The sequence below is a fragment of the Sporanaerobacter sp. PP17-6a genome, assembly GCF_900095615.1.
In the GTDB taxonomy this organism is placed as follows: Bacteria; Bacillota; Clostridia; order Tissierellales; family Acidilutibacteraceae; genus Acidilutibacter; species Acidilutibacter cellobiosedens.
In genome coordinates this window covers 146397-166296 of sequence record NZ_FMIF01000001.1, presented here as the reverse complement: position 1 = coordinate 166296, position 19900 = coordinate 146397, and the positions used below count along the sequence as shown (strand labels likewise).

Sequence of the window (19900 nt, the reverse complement as noted above, 5' to 3'; positions counted from 1 at the left end):
AATTTGATTGTCCATAATTCCTCTTTCCTCTTTATAAATTTTGTTAAAAAATAAATTTCAAGAAATCTTAGAGAATTAATTGTTATGTATAAAACAGCGTTCATATTAACGTTTTCCATAAGAACAAACATCTTCTCAAATATTTTTTTAACCCCATCCACAGCTGATATTACTATATTACTCGTCTCTTGTCAATTCAAAAAGGTTTAAGAGTCTTAAATTATTTCAGCTAAGATATTATTATGCTGTTACCACAATCTACTGAGAACATCTCATACTGACCTCCGCAATTATCTATTATTTGCTCAACTATCTGTTTTAAAGAATTTTCTCGGTATTCTTTACTTGTATTTGCATTTCCCTGAACAATTAGTATAACATTCTTTGTCTCCTCTGAAATCTTATATAGCTCTGAATCTCTAGCATCAAGATAAGCTAAAATATCATTCTCATCCCTATAAAGAAAATCACCTCTGACTGTTCTTTTTTCTCCTCCGCCTATGGGATAAAAAATTTCTTCACCTTCAGCAAAAGTAAAACATAATGTTTGTGAAATTTTATCATAATCATGAGCTCCGATAGATAAAAAATTTGAGATTACTTCCATATTGTAAATATCTACAATACTATTAATACGAGGCATATGTCCTCTATCCTTTATATTATTAATTAATGCTTCTGCCGTAGGCGGATATTTTTTTAAACTTCTGCCGGATTTTCTAATCATTGCCCTATATCCTTCCAATATCTTATTATTTTTTATTACAGTTTCATCATATTTTAAAGCTTTATTCTGTTGTTCTTGTATCCTCTGTTCAATTTTGGGAGATAAAACATTTTTTACGTTGACATTATGTAAAATTGCTCCCACAATATTCATTAATCCAAATAATAAATACCTTTTATCAACTTCAATCTTCATTTTTCAGTCATCCTCTCTCAAATGACAAATTTTCTTATGATAACTCCTTCTATTTGTTTCTCCGTAACCGTACACCAACAAGAACTGCAAAAAACAAAGCAGAAAACACAAATAAGATTAGTAACAAAGAAAAAGATGGTTTAATTAACTTAATATTAAGAAGAAAAATATGGGTTTCTACTACTACAAATAAATAAGTCAAAAATACAGTAAATGCACCTCCTATTTCCTCTTCCTTTAAACCCTTCATCCAAGAATTGTAGGAAAGCGAGCTCATTACAGTAAAAATCGGAAATACAAAAAACATCCATTTATTCATATTTCCATTTGGAATTCCATCGGCTGTCCAATGAATAACAATATCATTTCCAAGAAAAACTAAAGCAAGGACGGTCAAAATAATACTTATTAAAACTAAAACATCAGCAATATTTCTCCAAAATTTAATTGGTATTCTATTCTGCATATTGTCGCCCCTTGTCCACTTTTTATATATGTTATTATAACCTGGTAAATAATCTATTACTATTATATAATAATATTATAAAGAATATATAATCAAATAATGAGAGGATGAAAATTATGTGCGGTAGATTTTCATTGGATGTGGATATAGATTTTTTAATAGATAGATATAAAGTAATTAAAAAAATCGGTGAATTTAATTCTAAGGATGAAATTTTTCCAACGGATTTTTCTCCTGTGATAATAAACAGGGGGTATAATGAACTTAGAGTGTTAAAATGGGGATTTATGCCGAGCTTTGCTAAAAGACCTATAATTAACTCAAAAAGTGAAACTGTCGATATAAAGCCAACATTTAAAAATTCCTTCTATAACAAAAGATGTTTAATACCCGCAACAAGTTTTTTTGAATGGGAAAAATCCGGAGATAATAAAATAAAAAGGAGAATATATGTTAAAGGTGAGGATATTTTTTCTATGGCCGGATTATATAATATATTTAGAGATGATAATGGAGTTGAATATTATGCATTTACTATACTTACGACAGATTCAAACGAAGAAATGAAATCCATTCACTACAGAATGCCTGTTATATTGCCTAAAGATAAAGAAGATTTGTGGCTCAATATAAATATTAAGAATCCAGTGATTTTAAAAGAATTGCTGAAACCTTATGAGCAGAGCTTATTAATAAAATAAGCTCTGCTTATCATGATTTAGTATATCTACATAGCATCAGCAAAATATTTATGCAAACTTCCATTTATATTAATTCCATATTTTTTAAATGTTTCATCCAATGCCTTTAAAGTTATATAAACCTTTTCTTCATAGCAATTTTCTCCCATATGCCCTATCCTAATAACCTTATCCTTCAGACAATCAAAGTCTCCTCCTATCATTATATTGTGTTCTTCCACCATATGATTATATATATCGGAAAATGTAATTCCTTTAGGGATTAAAATTGCGGTAACCGTATTTGAATATCCGTCTATAGGATAAAGTTCCAATCCGGATTTCATTATAGCTTCTCTAACTGCAGTACCTATTTTTTTATGTCTTTCTATATAGTCTCCCTTTTTAAAAACTCTATCCAATGCACAATTTAGCCCATATATATCACTTATAGGAGGAGTATAAGGAAAGTATTTTTCTTCATACCAGTTTTTCCATATTGCCAGATTGCAATAGAAAGATGCAATGGGTGTTTTTCTGTTGAGGATAATATCCCAAGCTTTTTTACTGATACTTAAAAAAGTCAATCCAGGTGATGCGGATATACATTTTTGGCTTCCTCCGAGGACTACGTCTATTTGCCATTTATCCACCTTTAATGGTTCTCCTCCAATGCCTGAAACTGAATCCACCACAGTAATTATCCCATATTTTTTTAATAGCGGGCATATTTTGCTTACAGGGTTTGTAAGACCAGAAGGTGTCTCACAATGGACTAAAGTTGCCAATTTAAAGTCATTATCTTTTTCTAAAAAGTTTTCTAGTTCCTTTAAGTCAATGGATCTTCTATAATTTCCCTTAAAATATGTAATCTCTGCTCCGTATATCTTAGCAAAATCTCCGAAACCCTTCCCAAATATGCCATTATCTATACATAGTACTTTATCTCCAGGTTCAATTAAAGATGCACAGGCTGCTTCAAGCCCCAGTATTCCTTCGCCATCTAATATAAGTACATCCTCTTTAGTATTTAAAAGTTTCTTCAGCTTACCACAGGTTTCCTTGTAATATTCAAAAAAATTCACATCCAAATCCGGATTAGTTATACTCTGGGCCATTGCTCTTCTCACATCTTCATGAACCTCCGTTGGCCCAGGAGTCATTATTAAAGATTTTTTCAAAATAATACCTCCCAAAACTTATTAAACGTATCGTATCGCTTTAAAATTGTATTGTTTATAAATTTATAGTATCACTACAGTTTTGCTGTGTCAATAAAATTAACTATAGTGTAAATATTATATTGGGGAAAGTAAAGTTTGGGGATAGGATATCTATTTTAAACATGAAGAAACGGTAAAGTTTCAATTCCTCATTAGGTATTATAAATATTTATAACCCCGATGGACAAGTACAATATTTTATAATAAACTCTAAGCAAGGGAAGGATATTTCTAAATATAACCCGGAAGAGCAAGAAGTTTTATATCAAAGAGGTTCAATATTTAGAATATCAGACATTGTTGAAAATAATAGTAAATATTATATTATGATGGAGGAATATCATGAATAATAAAAAATTAACCTTTGAAGAGTTTATGAAATTGCCAGAGCAAGAGAAAGGAGAAGCTTATAAAAAACTTTCAGATGAAGATAAATTTAAAGCAAGATTAGGACAAAATCCAGGAGGAACAACTATAGGCTACAAACCTTTAAAGGAGGGAGAAAAAGAAAAATATCATAAAGAATTCATTCAATTTTTAAAAGAAAAGCATGGGATAGACATTTAGAAAGAAATAAGCACTCACTATTTTTATTTAGTAAGTGCTTTTATTATGCTTAATTTTCAGGAGGTGATTAGTGTGGCCGCAAGTGTACAGAGTTTCAATTCCTCATTAGGTATTATAAATCGCAGGTATTTTAAACGGCCATAGAGCTCTCCCGAAGTTTCAATTCCTCATTAGGTATTATAAATAACAAAGAAGGGAAAGAAACAAGGAAGAAGAAAGAAGTTTCAATTCCTCATTAGGTATTATAAATTTTTAATTTGATTGAAATGCTTGTAATATATTCCCAGTTTCAATTCCTCATTAGGTATTATAAATAATTCATGTTAAAAATAATTATGATATGCTATGGTAGTTTCAATTCCTCATTAGGTATTATAAATGCTTCTAAAAAGCTAAGTAATAGTTTTATATAGCTGGTTTCAATTCCTCATTAGGTATTATAAATTTTAAACCTCCTTTTAATAATGGCTATCTTAATTAGTTTCAATTCCTCATTAGGTATTATAAATCAGGAAACATCGAGCGAAATACGGCTATCAGATTGTTTCAATTCCTCATTAGGTATTATAAATCCATATTTTTAGCTTAGGTATTATAAATCCATATTTTTAGCTAAAGTTAGCCATTCATATTATTGCAATATATAAATATTTGTTAAATGAAATTATTTGTTATTTGCTATTAATCTGTATTTATCAGCCTTTTTATTATAAATTTTCAAATGTCGATCCCCCGATGTTTTTACCTTATTATAGGTCGACATTAGAAAAATATCGTAGGTTTATTTTTTTCACAGCCGATTATTTCCTTATTGGAATATTTGTTATTACTTAAGGTATATATAATTAATGAATCCTCATTCTTATCCATTTTGTTCTCAAGTTCAATTTTTAGTTTTTTTAAATCTCCTTCAGTAATTTCACCTTCAAATACTGAATTTTGAACCCAAGTTAAATATTTTCTACATGTTTTTAATGCTTTAGCTACTCTTTTTTCTCCAAAATCGTATACTAAAATAATATACATAATCTCACATCCCTTACCATTTAGCTATAAATGGTAGATATTGTTCATCTTCGGTTATAAATTTCTGCAATTTGTATGCTTCAAGGCGTATCAATCTTTTATAGCTTACACGATTAGGGAGATTCGGGTACTTTATTGTTGTTTCGAGCTTTTCATTAAATTCCTTAATAAATTTCATTCGTCCCTCATCACTAAGTATAATGCTTCCCAAATCTTTGTTAAAGTCTTTTTTAGTTATTATTTTCTTATTAATTACAGAAAATATTGTCCTATCAACTATTATAGGTTTAAAAATTTCTGCTACATCAAGGTTAAGTGAAAATCTTCTGTCATTTGTACTGTGCAGATATCCAATACGAGGATCCAATTGAGTCTGATACAGTTGGGATAAAACCAAAGTATAAAGCATAGAATTTCCAAAACTTATCAGAGAATTAATTCTATCTTTAGGAGGCCTTTTTGTCCTGGAAGTAAATGTAAAGTCTTCATCATCCAAAATTTTATTAAAACTTTTATAGTAGACCTGTCTTACATTGCCTTCAATTGCCATGATAGTTTCTATTGTACTCTGGAGCTGCAATGTATCAAGAAGATTTGTTATTTCTTCTATTTCCCCTTCTAGGTTAGAATTTCTCCTCTCATAATACTTCAAAACCTGCAGTATGTTTTTTATAGCACCATCGATGAATGTCTTAGCTATAATAACCCTTTTCTCATAATTTAAGTATGCCTCGCTTTGCTTTAAAATTACATAGCCGGAATTTAAATACTCTCTTGGATAAAAAGTACCCACATAATATTCATAGTAATTGAAAAGATGGATTGTAATTTTATTTGAGCATGCAAATTCAAGAAAGCTTTTATTTACATCAACTTCTCCAAAAATATAAATTGACTCTACGTTATTCACTGGAATATACTTTTTTCCTTCTTCTCCTTCGAACATTAATGTATTATCCTTTCGGCACAACCTGCCATTATTAAAAATAAACATATCCTTCTTCACTATTCCGACCTCCTTAAGAATAACAATATTCATTGTATCCACAATTATGGCAAAATTTACATTTTTCAACTTTAGGTGGAATTTCCTTTTGTATAATATCAACAATACTATTCTTCATTACCTCAAGTTCTTGCAAAGTCTCTTCATTTAAAATAACTTCTGTTCTCTTTTTTTCTTCAGGATAAAGCAACGCTCCTTCAGCATCTATTCCCGCATCTTTTAATACCTTAAGATAATAAAGTAACTGCCATTTCGATGCCTGACTGTACTTTGAAGTTTTTTTGGTTTCTCCTATTACAAGTTTTTCTTTAGTATTTAATATAACATCAAATTTGACATTACCAAATGCTATCTCCTTCTTATTCCTTTTATACGTTTGCTCATGGAGAAATCTTCCAAAATCTATGTTTTCATCATTTTGATCCGGAACAATATTTCTCGACATGAGCCACACTTCTCTTTTGCATATATTGTAATACCAGATTAAAGTACCGTTTACCTCCATAATATCACCTGAATCCTTAAAAAATTAATTATTAAACATGCAAAATTTGAATAAATATATTAGAAAAAGAACATACTGTCATCTTCTTCTCTTTTATAGCCTGTCATGTCATCATAATAACTACCTATTCCACTCCTCGGTATATAAAGTATTTCATATTCCGGAGTAACGGTAAATTTATCAAGTGTCCTCCAATACTTCTCCGGCATCGATATAAAATACTGCTGCATCTCCTTTCTAATAGGAATAAGTTTTTTCTGCCTTTCATTTATATCCTGTATTTCATAGCAGTTTTTATATTCTTTAAGCAAATTTTCAGCCTTTTCATCATACTCTATAAATACATCCAAATATCCTCTGTTTTCTTCTATTAAAGAAAAATGCCCTACTTCCCATTTGTCATTTTCGTCAAAATTCATTTCCTGTATCGATTTAATGAAATTCTTTGAAGGCTGCTGGGATTTTATATCGCTTATTTTTTTATAGTATTCATTTATAAGTTGCAAGTAATCTTTTTCTTCAACTTTTTCATACGGCCCCAAAATCTCGTCAACTACATTGATAGTATCCAATCCATAAATTTTTTCTCCGAAAGTCCTTCCGTCTTCTCCTACCATTTTTATTAGGTTTACATTTCCTATAAATCCTCGGTTATTTCTATTGCATCTTCCCGCACATTGTATTATTGAATCAAGAGGAGCAATGTCTCTATACACTTCATCAAAGTCTAAATTAACCCCTGCTTCTACTACTTGGGTAGTAACTAAAATGACTTTTTCTTTATGATCTAATTTATCCTTAACTGTAGCTATCCTCTCCACACGATGCTTAGGAATCAAATTTGTAGACAGATAATAAAGTTGATGTCCGTATTCATTATTAGACTTAAGCATTTTATTTATCAAATTATACAATTTAAGAGACTGATTAATTGTATTCACCACTATCATATATGACTTGTCCCCTATATTTTCGCCGAAATAATCGCAAAATCCCTCTAAAGTCATGTCTTCATCTAACTTGCATACAATTTGGGTTCTGTTAAACATATGAAAATAATCTTCGTAATTATCCAAAAGTTCAAAGGCTTTCGGGAAAAACAGAGGTTTTGTTGCTGTCATTATTATAATATGACAGTTTAGGTCCTCTGACAATTTATCAAAAACATAATTCAGCAGTTCAAAATATTTTATATTTACAGCTTGAACTTCATCCATTAGTACAATGGAATCCTTAAGGGCATAAAATTTTTTCAGCATTTTATTTCTTGCCCCTACAGCGGTTTCTAAAAACTGTACAAATGTGGTAACGATAACCCCACTCTCCCAATTTTCCATAAAAGTTTGATAATCCGCCGCATTGTAGATCTCATCATCCCGATCTTTTTCATAATTGCTCAGATGATGATGTTTCATAATATAATGATATTCATTATTCTTTACATTCTCATCAGCAATATATAAATCCCTGATGTCATTATAATTTTGGTCTATAATTGAAGTATAAGGAAGAACATATATGATTTTTTTTAGTTCAGGATTCAACTCTTTCAATTTCAATGCCGCAAAAAAACCTGCCATGGTTTTTCCAGAACCCTCTCGTGTCAAGGGTATGACACAAACTTTTTTATAATTATTTTATTAGCCTAATCAATAATACCTATTTCCTATTATATAAGTCTTTTAATTTAGCCTATCTTCGATGTGTTCTTCTAACTATTTAATTTCTGATTTTCTAATCTATACTTGATTTTTATCTCCCCAATTTTAAGAATCTAATTAGTCCATTTAGGTATAATATATTCTGTTATTAATTTTCCGAACCATTAAAATGATTTTTAAAAACATCTATTATTATATTTGCTATATTATCTTTATCCTTGTTACTCTCGACCTTTTTAGTAATTTCTTTTAATATATCCATAAACTTAGAAGAAAAACTTGATTCCATTAATTTTTTCAACCAGTCAATATCTCTCATAGTTTTTTTGCCTAAATAAACCTGTTCAAAAGCATATATTGTGATTTGGCCAAGTGTCATAACAATACTTCCAGCAACAATAGCATTAATCACACTAGCTCCTAAATTAATTCCTGGCACACCTTTTAAATAGGATACCGCATTTTTCCCTATTAAACTCAAAACTCCCATCTCTAAGATATGATTAATAAAGATATCTGAATCCTCCATCTTATTTATCTCAAATATTTTTGCAAGTGTATTTACAGTAGCGAGTTCTATAGGAGCTAACAAACTTGCATCTGGAAAAGGAATAGGTATAGCCCCTATTACAACAGCACTTGTTGTTGAAATACCTACCAATCCGTGAGCTAGAAATTTCTTCTGATTAAGCTTAAATGCACTTATATCTGCCTTTCCAGCCTCTATACCTTCAGGCATCAATGAATTTGTTAGATCTATAAGTTCATCAATTCCTTCGGGTGCAACAAAAATTTCTTCATTAATCTGATAAGTATCAGCCACGACCGGAATAATTCCTTTCAAGTTTTTCGAAAAGTGCTTTTGTCTCTCAAAAGCCTCTTTTACCATTTTAATATTCTCTTCTTTCTCTATTTGAGAATAAGATTTTGTTATTACTATTATTATAGGTACAGTCTTCCATATACTTACTGACTTAGATAACCTCTTAATTGTTTCGATAAATAGTTTTTTTGATGTCCCATCTACACAAAACCATATAAGATTAACTTGATTGTTTTTATAACCTTCTTTTGCACTTTTTGCTGACCATTTTTTTATTTCATTTATAGTTTTTCTCTGTTTTAAATATGATGGCTCCAAACCTGCAGTATCAATTAATCGAAAGGGAATTCCTTCCTTTTCATAAACTCTTACATCCTTAGTTACACCTTCTATTCCAACTCCAGTATCAGCTAATCTCTCTCCTAAAATCGAGTTAATTAAAGTCGATTTCCCTACACCAGAATTACCAATCAATAATACATTCCCTTTTTCCACTGCTGCTCTCCTCCAATCATACTTGATAAATTATATTTTATTAAAATATAATTTTGATTTTCTTTCTCTGTATCTTATTTGTAGAATCTAAAACAGCCACCACTATTTCTCTGTATACTTCTATTCTTCTCATATTAGGATATTTTATAAAATATCTGTAATATATTTTATAAAGGAGACCCTACTATGGATCTCCTTCTATTGTACTATTGATATTCTATTCTTTCTATACCCTTTCCTGAAATATAAATTCTATCAATGTATTTCTCTACAATATCTTTAGTAAGACTGTCTATGCTCCCTGCTTGTTTAAGCTCTTCATCTATTGCTTGGATACGCTTTTTATTTTCTTCTTCTGAATCTTGTATTTGGTTTTTTATTTCCATAAAATCTTCTCTTGAGATTTTGCCAAACTTATAATTCTCAAACTCTAGCCTTTTCTTCTTCAGTAGTTGGTCATTCTTATCATAAAGTTCTTTTTGTTCAGCTAGAAGTTTTTCTTTTTCTGTCTTATCTATATGAAACTTACTTTTTAGATCTTCAAATACTTCCCTTTCCAGGTCCTTATGGTGGGGGAGTTTTTCTTCTTGTTCAAGCATTCTACAATGATGGCAGTAAACATTTATGCTAGTTAATTTCCCTCCATTTGTACTTTTAGAAAATCTGATTTTATAGCCACATTTGTTACATCTTACAAAAGATGCTAAAGGGCTATTTTCATACTTGCTTTTACCCCATTTAAACTTAATATTCTTTTTTCTTGACTTCAAAATTCTATTAGCCTCATCATAGATCTCTTTATCTACAATAGGCTCATGATTATCATATACCCTTACCCAATCCTTTTCTGGATGGTGAATTACCTTACCTCCATCCAACTTACTTTTGGTTGACTTATTAAAAACAAAAGTCCCAGTATAGGCTTCATTATTTACTATTCTTCTAACCATACCAGCAACCCAAATTGTTTGCTCTACTGTTGATTCATGTCTAGTAGCATAGGAGTCATAACCTTTAATTTCTTTTCTTCTAGCTCTTGCTGTAATAACACCCTCGTTATTAAGAATTTTAGCTGTTTCATTTAGGCTATGTCCTTCTATAATCAGTTGGAAGATGTACCTAACATTATCAGCAACCTTTCCATCTACTATAAGCTTATAATTGTCCTCTGGATCTTTTAAATAACCATAGGGTGGCACTCCAGATGTGTATTTACCCTGCTTTTTAGCAACAAGTAAGGCTGTTGTCATTTTCTCTGAAATATCCCTACTATAATAATCATTAAGAAGGTTTTTAAACTGTATATCCAGTTCAGTTCCATTTTGAACTTCATTACTACTATCATAGCCATCATTAATTGCTATAAATCTAACTCCCATAAAGGGAAAGATATTTTCAAGATAGTCACCCATTTCTATATAATTTCTCATAAATCTTGACATATCTTTTACAATAATACAATTTACCTTTCCTTGTTTTACCTTTAAAAGAAGCTTATCTAGGCCAGGTCTTGAAGTAGTGCTACCACTATAGCCCTCATCAATATACTCTTCTATATTTGCCTTTTTAAGTTCTGGGTCACCGAAGATAAAGCTTTTAATAATATTCCTTTGAGAATTTATAGTGTCATCTGTATGGCTTAAATTTTCTTTTTCCAGTACAGATATCCTCAAATAAATAGCAAGATTAATCACTTGACCTCATCTCCCTTCCACCTAGAAAGCCTTTTAAGCTAATTTCTATTCTTTCATTATCATAGACATCAATTCTTTCAATATATTTCTGAACAATACTTTCATCTAGCTTAAAATCTTTATTGGAAAAGAGACTATCAAATAATCCTATCTCCTCTTCAGCTTGGGCTTCTATTGAAAGAATTTCAAGATCAAGATCACTTAAGCTTTTTTCATAGATGGTTAGGCTTTTTCTATTTAATTTTCTTTTTTCAAGATAGTCTTCTTTCTCAATCTTTCCCAAACTATAATCCTCATATAATCTCTTTAGGTCTGAATTAAGTTTTGAAATCTTAAGAGAAATAGACTTCCTATTTTTCTCTACTATCTCTTGTTTCATCTTGCTTATATCAATAATTCTATCCTTACAGTCCTTACCACTTGCTTCAATACTAAGGACACCCTTTAATCTTTCTAGCACTAGCTTATCTATGTCACTTTCCATTATTGAAATATAAGGAGTTTCAAGCAAGATACCATTGTTTTCTTCATTTGTGAACTTATAATAGTAAAACTTGGTACTTTTCTTATTACTTCTTACTCCATTTCTAACTAAAAGTAGGTTCGTATTTGCATCAAAAATTACACCCTTGTATTTGTTAATTGGATCTCTTTTCATATCATGTCTTGTTATTTTAAATTCAGATTTCTCTTTATTATTATCAAGTATCTCCTGGGCCATATTAAATACTTCTTCTGAAATAATTGCTTCGTGGGCATTTTCTACAACAATCCATTCCTCTTTAGGTTTTCGCCTATAATGACCAGACTTTTTCCCTTGGACATTTTCCTTAGTACCTTGAACAAGGCAGCCTGTATAAACTCTTTGCCTTAGCATATTGGCAATAGTGCCCTTTCTCCACTGTGGCTGACCTGGTTCCCTTATAATGTTACCTGTTTTATTATAGGTGCTTGATGTGGAAATATTTTCTTCATTAAGGTCTTTGGCAATTTTAAGTGTACTATTTCCTTCAATATACATGTTAAAAATTCTTTGGACTATTTTCATACTTACCTCATCAGGCTCTAACCTTCTACCACCGTCTTTTCTTACTACCCTATAGCCAAAAGGTGGATTTGAACCTATAAAGAAGCCCTGACTAGCATGAACCTTCCTGCTAGTTCTAACCTTATGGGATATATCCTTTGCATACATATCATTAATAAGGTTCTTTATTAGCATTTCAAAAGATAATTTTGCATCTATTCCTTTTTCTGTGTCAATCTTATCTATTACAGAGATAAATCTGACTCCCAAGAAGGGAAATACCTTATCTACAAGCCTTCCCATTTCAAGATGTTCCCTACCAAGCCTTGATAGATCCCTAATTATAATGCAGTTTATAAAGCCACTTCTAACATCATTCATCATTTCAATATAACCTGGCCTATCAAAATTAGTTCCCGAATATTCATAGTCTGTATAAACCTTAACTAGGGTCATATTTTCCTTATTTATATACTCTTGGCAGATTTCTATTTGGGCCTCTATTGAATATGATTTATTTCTCCACTCTTCTTTTCTCTCCTGGGAAAGCCTTGTATAGATTCCTACCCTAGATGAATTAATGGTTGCTTTCTCTTCTGTCTTAATTAAATCTCTTCTTGATACTCTAGCCATAAAGAGCTACCCCCTCTCTTTCAGTGGATAGTCCTTTTATAGCCATACTATTGAAAGATACAAGATTAGAAGTTTTTCCCTTTTTACTTCCCCTTAAAATCCTCTTTAATATATCTAGTTTTTCCATATCGTTAAAGAATACTGTTATTCTTGGTCTACCTTCTTCATCCTTTTCCCCTACCAATATACGATCAACAAAGAATACAAGGGTCTGCCTATTTATACTTTCAATGTTTTTATACTTTTCAAGGCCTGTTAGCCAGTTTTCCTTGGAATTAAGTATCTCTTCTAAATCATTATAGGCTTTCTTCCTATTTGTAATTTGTCTCTCTATTTCTTTTATCTTTAATTGATAGGACTTTCTAAAGGATCCAAATTCTTCTTCATCAATAAGTTCTTCTTCTAGATCCATATAAAGAGAACGTCTAAGGGTTTCATACTTTTTCTTTTCAGCAAGTAGGTCATCTAGGTCAAGGTCATATTCTGATTTACTTAAATCTTTTTCCTTAATTCTTGAAAATAATTCTTCTTGGTATTTGATATGCTCTTTTAAAATATAGTCTAGGGAAGTTAGGATATCCTCTTCCTTAATGCTATGCCTTGAGCATCCCTTTCCCCTATTATATAAACCACATATATAATATATTTTTTGCCCATCCTTCGTTTTTTGTTTCCTTCTCACTAATTGGTTGCCACAATCGGCACAGTAAAGAAGCCCGGTTAAAAAATCGGGTTTAGATTTTCTATTAAGAATATCCCTTTCCATCATTTTATTAGCCACATTAAACATTGTTTCTGTAATTATAGCTTCATGGGTTCCTTCAACCCTAATCCAGTCATCCTCTATAACCTTGATTTCCTTATTAGACTTATAATTTAGCTTGGTTCTCTTGCCCTGCTCCAGGTCTCCAAGATAAACTCTACTTTCAATAATTCTGTTTATCATCTTGGCCTGCCACTTGCTTTTATTACTGGCAAAGCCTGTAGTAAAGTTAGAACCATTACTCTCCTTATATGCCTGTGGAGTCTGGATTCCTAGTCTATTAAGTTCATCTGCTATGGCCTGTGATGAATAACCTTCCACCTTCATTTCAAAAATCTTTCTAATAACATGAGCTACATTCTTATCAACTACAAGATGGTTTTTTCTTTTACTATTTTTCTCATAACCATATGGGGCAAATGAGCCTATAAATTCTCCCCTTTGCCATTTTGTCTTTTGTGAGCTTTTAACCTTCATAGATATATCCCTGCAATAACTATCATTAATAAAATTTTTTATAGGAAGAATAAGATGTGTGTCATTTACATCAGCACTATCACTATCATAGTTATCATTTACTGATATAAATCTGACTCCCATTTGTGGAAAAATCTTCTGAAGAAATTTTCCCGATTCAATATAATCTCTTCCAAATCTAGAAAGGTCTTTTACTATGATTGTTTTGCAGCTTTTCTTTTCAAGGTCGCTAAGCATCTTTTTAAAATTTGGTCTTTCAAAGTTTGAACCTGTAAAGCCATCATCAATGTACTCCTTGATAATTTCAAATCCTGCCTTGTCAGCATAGCTTTTTATAAGCTCTCTTTGATTACCTATAGAATTACTCTCACCTTCATCTCCATCATCTCTTGATAAACGAAGATACATATAAGCCTCGGTCTTTTTCATCTCTACACTCTCCTTAATAAATTATTTAGGGTGCAATTTATTAAGGATTTCAGAAACTTTATAAATTTATCTTACCGCACTTATATATATCTGTCAGCCCTTAGATCCTTAATTCTAATCTACATAAATCTGATATAAAATCATCTATACTAACTTTTGTATTTCCTATACAGCAATTAACAAGAACATCTCCTACCTCTATAAAAACATTCTTTTTATCTTCAGGAATCTCTTGTAATTTTTGATCCAAATATGCTCCCACTGATTGTTCATCTTTATATTTTTCATTAAGAGAAGAAGAGTTTTGTTTTGTTTCTTTAATTTTTTCCATTTCCTTACCTCTTCTTTCTTTAAATTTTATTTAAGTTTTATGACATTGACAGGTGCTTTGGCAGCTACATAGGAATTTCACCTCTCCCCTTTTCCCGGCGGGAAGCAACAACGTATAGAAGTATCATTATCACCGTCTAGATTTTTGCAAAAAGTTTTGCCAATACTTTTTTGTAGCAAACTATTTATCGCTCACATCCTTATATCCCTTGCACTTAGCTTTATGCAGGTGTTCATTTAAACCAAAGTTTACCTTTAGCAGAATGGTCATGGCGTAGTTTCATACTGGCTCCTTAAACGGATAATGTCCTGTCTTGGTCTATTAAGTTGTCAAAGTTCAAAATATATAATTTATATTTTTATATAAGGGGCTGAAATTGCCCCTTATATATAACAGTGAAAAAAGCTCTCTTATGATTCGCCTTTTTATAAAATTTCTTATTTTTCTTTCCAATCTTCTAAAAGGACTTTTAGTTTCCTTAAGATTTTCTCTTTCCTCCTAAAGACTGCTCCTTGGCTGATATTTAGTTTTTTTGCCAGGTCTCTTTGGGGAATTTCTTCATAAAAAAGAGCCTGGATAATTTCCCTTTCTTCTGGGCTTAAATTATCCAAGGCTCTATTAAGTGCTTCTATTTGTATTTTTACTTCTACCAATTTCTCTAGGTCAACAGCTTTGTCTATTAGTCTTTCTTCCATGCTTCTACCTACTTCATCCGAAACAAATTCTGAAAAATATCCTAGCCTATTTTCCTTATCCAATCTTTTAAGATAGTTTTCTCTATTAGTTTCCTGCCAGTAACCCTTATAGACTTCTTCTGATACATCTACCTTCAAATCTCCAAGAAATAAATAATAATTCTTTTTATCTTTCATTTTCTTTCCTCCTATGAATTTAAATTTTTAAATAAAAATTCACTAGGAGGTGGTCCTCTAATCCCAATCATCTGTTCCACCCCAATTTAGGCATAAAAAAAGGACAGGTGGATAACCACTTGCCCTACTTAAGCCTTATATTTAGGTATTAAAAAACCTCTGCTTTTTAAAACAGAGGCCACCTATTATATAGAGTGTAACAGGCTTTGAGTCTCAATACAGTACCAAGGAAGTTCCAATTTTGTCCCATTTTAGTCTCACAAAAGTCTCACTTAACCTTCCACTGTATAAGCCATCTTATCTTCTGCTACCTTAAGATTCATATTTGACCTGTCTTCATAAGACCGATTAAAAATACTATATCCAAAAAGCATTACACCATAAATGATTATGGCTTTATTCATATACCTGTAGTAGCTAGATCTTGAAATTAAAAGTAATTCAGATATTTCTTCATTACTTCTTATTTTTTTCTCAAAATATTTATAAGCTATAATATCAGCATAAATTTCTCCTTTATTAGGATAAGTCCTCAATCTTGATAAGGCATCATCCATTAGCTTAAGTAAAAAAATACTTTGTTGTGTGCTTAAAAGCTGGCTTTCAACCTTTTCTATATCTATATCCTTATCTATTTCTAATACAGACAAAATAAGCTCATCTAAATGTCTTCTTTTTGTTTCCACAAATACCTGATCTAAGTTTTCTATATGGTCTTGAATATGGAAATCTACTTTACGATACAAGCTTAGGAGAAGTTTCATATCTTCCCTTAACTTTCTCTTATCAATATCTTCAAGCTTATATTCTCTAATTAATTTATTCAGTTCCATGACCTCTCCTCCTCATACCCAAAATATAATTTCTTATATACAAGTCCACTAAATCCCAGAATACCCATTCCGTAATATCCCAGGAATTTTCACTAGCAATCATTTCTTATCACTCCCTTAATATATTGTTGTAACTAGGAATATCCTTCCCATAAAGTCTTTTTCTTTGCCAAAAACTGCCTTTGTTATCCTGACTCCATCTCTTTTATTTCTTGTATCTTTGATAATTATAAGGTCTCCTTTTTTGTACTTAGCCTTAGTATCTATAAAAATTAAACTACCCTTAATTATTCCATAGGGTAAGATTCCCTCACTGTCATCTGCTATATAAGTTACCACCTGGCCTTTTGCCTTATATCCTTTAATACCTATAAGGTCTTCATATCTTCCAGGACCATAAGTATTTTCTTCTATTTCATCCTTTTCTTTTGCCATAGGCTTTCCCCCTATCTTGTTCCACCAGGTAAGGTGACTATTTCATTTCTATCCTTTGGTATCTTAATGTCCCCCATAAGACCTGCGTAGGAAATAGAATAATCTCCAAACCTTTCCCTAATTTTAAAGAAGGTGTCATCTAATTTTTCTTTTTTTACTAACTGGTCATAATCAGCATAGAAGCTTAATTGACTACCAGACCTTTCATCCCTTAGGTTAATAGCTCTAATGGTCAAAGCCCTAATGGATTTTTCCCAAGAGTAACTTTGAAGAAATAAATCATAGGCCTCTTCTGTTAATATTGAAGAAGCAAGAGATGGATTCGTAAGCTGCCTTTGATACTGTCTTGAAATTAAATCCTTATCCTTTACACTTATTTGAATACCTCCTGCTAAAAATCCATAAGACCTAAGGGACTTGGATACTCCAAAGGATAGCTCTTTAAAGACCCTATAGACTTCCAGATTATTTTCAAGGTCTTCAGTAGTGGTTATACCCCTTCCCACTGACTTTACAGGTGGCCTATAGTCCCTATCAGATACAGAACTTATGTCTCTACCATTGGCATAATTCCAAAGATAGACTCCATTAACTCCTAGCTTAGACCTAAGAAGGTCAGGATCTGCCTTAGCCAAGTCTCCTATAGTAAAAACCATAAGCCTATTTAATTTTTTCTTACTAGCCCTACCTACTCCTAAAAGTTCTTCCACTGGTAAATTCCAAACCAGGTCCTTAAAGCTTTCCTTAGGGATTTCAGTCACAGCATCAGGCTTTTTCATATCTGAACCTAGCTTGGCTAAAATCTTATTAAAGGATACTCCTACACTAACTGTAATTCCTAACTCCCTTTTTATTCTCTCCCTTATTTCCTCTCCTATGTCCCTACCACTACCATAAAGATGGGTAGATCCTGTTACATCTATCCAACATTCATCTATGCCATAGGGTTCTACCTGGTTAGAATAATCATAGTAGATCTCCCTGGCCCACCTAGAATGTTTTAAATACTCATCATAGTTAGGTGGAACTATTAAAAGATCAGGACACTTAAGCCTGGCCTGCCATATGGCCTCCCCTGTCTTTACTCCCAGGATCTTGGCCTCTTGTGATTTAGCTAATACTATTCCATGCCTGTCTTCTCTTCTTCCACATACGGCCAAGGGCAGACCCTTTAGCTTGGGATTAAGTTTAGCCTCTATGGAAGCATAGCAGTTGTTCATATCTACATGTAAAATTATCCTTTCCATTAGACTCCCTTGACAGTCACTGTCGGCTATTGTACAATAGAAATATATTCAAGCTTGTATTGTCTATTATAGGACAGTGAATGTCCTTTGTCAATGGGAATAAAAAATTTATAGAAAGAATAGGTGAAGACTATGAAATTTGGTCAAAAATTAAGGGTTCTCAGAGAAGAAAAAGGCCTATCTCAGGCTGAATTGGCAGAAAAAATTGGTGTCTCTTCTAAGACAATATCCAGGTATGAGTCTGGAGAATCTAATCCCAGATACCCTAAAATTTATGATGATATAGCTGAGGCTTTAAAAATCGATAAGCTTGAACTTTTAAGCGATGAAGATGCCTTTGTTCTTTCCATTAAAGAAAAGTTTGGCTCTTATGATGCTAACTATGCTTCCGATTTAGTAAATGGAATGGTGGGTCTTATGGCAGGTGGAGATATATCTGATGATGATAAGAGGGTAATCCTTGAAACCTTACAGGAAGCCTTTATTATTTCCAAGAAGGAAAATAGAAAGTATATCCCTAAAAAGTTTAGGCTTCTTGATGATGAAGATAAGGAATAGGGCCTATGGTGGACAGGTATGAATCAATTTATAAGGATGCTATCAAGTTAATAGAAAAGCATAATACTAGGGATCCTGAGCTTATTTTAAAGGAGAGAAATGTTCACCTTCTACCCTTTACTGGTGAAACCCATGCTCTAGGAATGTATGTAGTTATTAAGAGAAACTCCTTTGTCTTTTATAATCCTTCCATCGATGATGACTTTAAAAGAATGATGTTTGCCCATGAGTTAGGCCATGATCTCTACCATAGAGGGGAGGCTAAAAAAGGATTATCTGAGTTTACCCTTTTTGATGTTAAATCCTCTTTAGAATACGAGGCCAATCTTTTTGCCTCCCACCTCCTTCTAGATGAAGAGGAAATTATTGATTATGGAAAGATGGGATATGATTTGGAGCAAATAGCTCAAAATATGCGAGTTAATGTTAATCTTTTACTTTTTAAGTTTTATGGAATGAATAAATTAGGTTATGACTTTAACCTGGACAGGTCTTTAGACAGGAAATTTTTTAAGGATATTGATGGAAAAAAATAATTCCATTTATAAATTTAAGCTAGGAGGGGATTATTATGTTTATAGGATTGTTTTTAGGAATATGTCTAACCATAGCCATCCTCTTTGTAAAATTTTATAAAAATATTACCCTATTTTCTTTTAAAACACTGGCCTTTGGAGTAGATTTTTTTCTTATATTTTTCTACTCAATATACTTTTTCCATCCAAATGTTGCAGTAAAACTATTTGATGGTAAGCTACAATATCTTCTTGATATAGCTATTGGAGTCTTAGCAATACTTATATATGGCCTGGTAATACTATCTATCAACGATAGTTTCCCTACAATAAGTAGTTTACTGAATTTGTTTATAGCACTAGCGGGAACATCTATAGCAGTTCCTTTTGCTATTGGATTACTAAGTCCTGTAATTCAAATATTCATAACTGGCTTTACTTTTAATGGAGATATTATATTATCCCAGAACCATATGTTAAGTCTCTTTTTTAAATATCTACTATTCGGAATAGTTGCTCTTCCTGTATGGAGATATCGAATGAGTAAACTTGAGGAGATATAGAATATTAGGCATAAAGAAAGTGATTATAGAAAGTCTTATTTCTATAATCACTTTTTAATTTCATAAAAATCGAATGCATTTTTAAGAAACATAGAACCCTTCTATATCTCCTTTATCTCTCCTATAGCTATAGGGTGGTTTGCATCAGA

21 protein-coding genes and 1 CRISPR repeat array are annotated in these 19900 nt (G+C 31.6%); of the genes, 5 read left to right on the top strand and 16 right to left on the bottom strand.

The annotated features are described in order from the left end of the window. Positions 1–229: 229 nt before the first annotated feature. Positions 230–922, bottom strand: a complete 693-nt coding sequence (locus tag PP176A_RS00710; protein WP_071138521.1) for a B3/B4 domain-containing protein — start codon at positions 920–922, stop codon at positions 230–232. Between the two features lie 49 nt (positions 923–971). Beyond that, positions 972–1388, bottom strand: a complete 417-nt coding sequence (locus tag PP176A_RS00705; protein WP_071138520.1) for a DUF1648 domain-containing protein — start codon at positions 1386–1388, stop codon at positions 972–974. Between the two features lie 107 nt (positions 1389–1495). On the opposite strand from PP176A_RS00705, the gene PP176A_RS00700 reads away from it, so the two are divergent. Next, positions 1496–2089, top strand: coding sequence for an SOS response-associated peptidase (locus PP176A_RS00700; RefSeq protein ID WP_200795929.1), 594 nt, complete (start codon positions 1496–1498; stop codon positions 2087–2089). Between the two features lie 26 nt (positions 2090–2115). Here PP176A_RS00700 and PP176A_RS00695 read toward each other — a convergent pair whose 3' ends face one another. Then, complete coding sequence (locus PP176A_RS00695; RefSeq protein WP_071138518.1) at positions 2116–3249, bottom strand: pyridoxal-phosphate-dependent aminotransferase family protein; 1134 nt, start codon at positions 3247–3249, stop codon at positions 2116–2118. A gap of 384 nt (positions 3250–3633) precedes the next feature. Between PP176A_RS00695 and PP176A_RS00690 the strand changes: the two genes are divergently transcribed. Next, positions 3634–3858 carry a hypothetical protein gene (locus tag PP176A_RS00690; protein ID WP_071138517.1) on the top strand — a complete coding sequence of 75 codons (225 nt, stop codon included), beginning with the start codon at positions 3634–3636 and terminating at the stop codon, positions 3856–3858. A gap of 90 nt (positions 3859–3948) precedes the next feature. Further along, a CRISPR array of direct repeats spans positions 3949–4430; the repeat unit is 30 nt; unit sequence AGTTTCAATTCCTCATTAGGTATTATAAAT. A gap of 190 nt (positions 4431–4620) precedes the next feature. On the opposite strand, the gene cas2 is transcribed toward PP176A_RS00690, so the two are convergent. From cas2 to PP176A_RS00625, 13 genes are all read right to left on the bottom strand, one after another. After that, the gene (gene cas2, locus PP176A_RS00685; protein WP_071138516.1) at positions 4621–4884 is read right to left on the bottom strand and encodes a CRISPR-associated endonuclease Cas2; all 264 of its coding nucleotides are present in this window, start codon (positions 4882–4884) and stop codon (positions 4621–4623) included. A gap of 13 nt (positions 4885–4897) precedes the next feature. Then, complete coding sequence (gene cas1b, locus PP176A_RS00680) at positions 4898–5890, bottom strand: type I-B CRISPR-associated endonuclease Cas1b (RefSeq protein ID WP_071138585.1); 993 nt, start codon at positions 5888–5890, stop codon at positions 4898–4900. Between the two features lie 13 nt (positions 5891–5903). Beyond that, positions 5904–6395: a CRISPR-associated protein Cas4 gene (gene cas4 / locus PP176A_RS00675; RefSeq protein ID WP_071138515.1), complete on the bottom strand. Its 492-nt coding sequence runs from the start codon at positions 6393–6395 to the stop codon at positions 5904–5906. A gap of 59 nt (positions 6396–6454) precedes the next feature. After that, positions 6455–8002: a CRISPR-associated helicase Cas3' gene (gene cas3, locus PP176A_RS00670; RefSeq protein ID WP_255401372.1), complete on the bottom strand. Its 1548-nt coding sequence runs from the start codon at positions 8000–8002 to the stop codon at positions 6455–6457. 202 nt (positions 8003–8204) lie between these two features. Beyond that, complete coding sequence (locus PP176A_RS00665) at positions 8205–9374, bottom strand: GTPase (protein WP_071138513.1); 1170 nt, start codon at positions 9372–9374, stop codon at positions 8205–8207. Between the two features lie 206 nt (positions 9375–9580). Further along, entirely contained in the window at positions 9581–11068 is a 1488-nt protein-coding gene (locus PP176A_RS00660) for a recombinase family protein (protein WP_071138512.1), read from the bottom strand. Next, positions 11061–12728, bottom strand: a complete 1668-nt coding sequence (locus tag PP176A_RS00655) for a recombinase family protein (RefSeq protein ID WP_071138511.1) — start codon at positions 12726–12728, stop codon at positions 11061–11063. Before PP176A_RS00655 ends, PP176A_RS00660 begins: the two co-directional genes overlap by 8 nt. After that, positions 12721–14397 carry a recombinase family protein gene (locus PP176A_RS00650; RefSeq protein WP_071138510.1) on the bottom strand — a complete coding sequence of 559 codons (1677 nt, stop codon included), beginning with the start codon at positions 14395–14397 and terminating at the stop codon, positions 12721–12723. Before PP176A_RS00650 ends, PP176A_RS00655 begins: the two co-directional genes overlap by 8 nt. 100 nt (positions 14398–14497) lie before the next feature. Next, complete coding sequence (locus PP176A_RS00645; protein WP_071138509.1) at positions 14498–14728, bottom strand: hypothetical protein; 231 nt, start codon at positions 14726–14728, stop codon at positions 14498–14500. A gap of 437 nt (positions 14729–15165) precedes the next feature. Further along, complete coding sequence (locus PP176A_RS00640; RefSeq protein WP_071138508.1) at positions 15166–15600, bottom strand: sigma-70 family RNA polymerase sigma factor; 435 nt, start codon at positions 15598–15600, stop codon at positions 15166–15168. 272 nt (positions 15601–15872) lie between these two features. Next, positions 15873–16433, bottom strand: coding sequence for a hypothetical protein (locus PP176A_RS00635; protein ID WP_071138507.1), 561 nt, complete (start codon positions 16431–16433; stop codon positions 15873–15875). 117 nt (positions 16434–16550) lie between these two features. Beyond that, positions 16551–16868 (bottom strand): hypothetical protein, encoded by a 318-nt coding sequence (locus tag PP176A_RS00630; RefSeq protein WP_071138506.1) that lies wholly within the window; start codon positions 16866–16868, stop codon positions 16551–16553. Between the two features lie 11 nt (positions 16869–16879). After that, positions 16880–18115: a DNA polymerase Y family protein gene (locus PP176A_RS00625; RefSeq protein WP_071138505.1), complete on the bottom strand. Its 1236-nt coding sequence runs from the start codon at positions 18113–18115 to the stop codon at positions 16880–16882. Between the two features lie 132 nt (positions 18116–18247). On the opposite strand from PP176A_RS00625, the gene PP176A_RS00620 reads away from it, so the two are divergent. Genes PP176A_RS00620 through PP176A_RS00610 form a run of 3 tightly spaced genes read left to right on the top strand, consistent with a single transcriptional unit; the run spans position 18248 to position 19751 of the window. Further along, positions 18248–18673: a helix-turn-helix domain-containing protein gene (locus PP176A_RS00620; protein WP_071138504.1), complete on the top strand. Its 426-nt coding sequence runs from the start codon at positions 18248–18250 to the stop codon at positions 18671–18673. Positions 18674–18678: 5 nt separating this feature from the next. Then, entirely contained in the window at positions 18679–19209 is a 531-nt protein-coding gene (locus PP176A_RS00615; protein WP_071138503.1) for an ImmA/IrrE family metallo-endopeptidase, read from the top strand. A 35-nt stretch (positions 19210–19244) separates the two neighbouring features. Next, complete coding sequence (locus PP176A_RS00610) at positions 19245–19751, top strand: hypothetical protein (protein WP_071138502.1); 507 nt, start codon at positions 19245–19247, stop codon at positions 19749–19751. Positions 19752–19900: the final 149 nt, after the last annotated feature.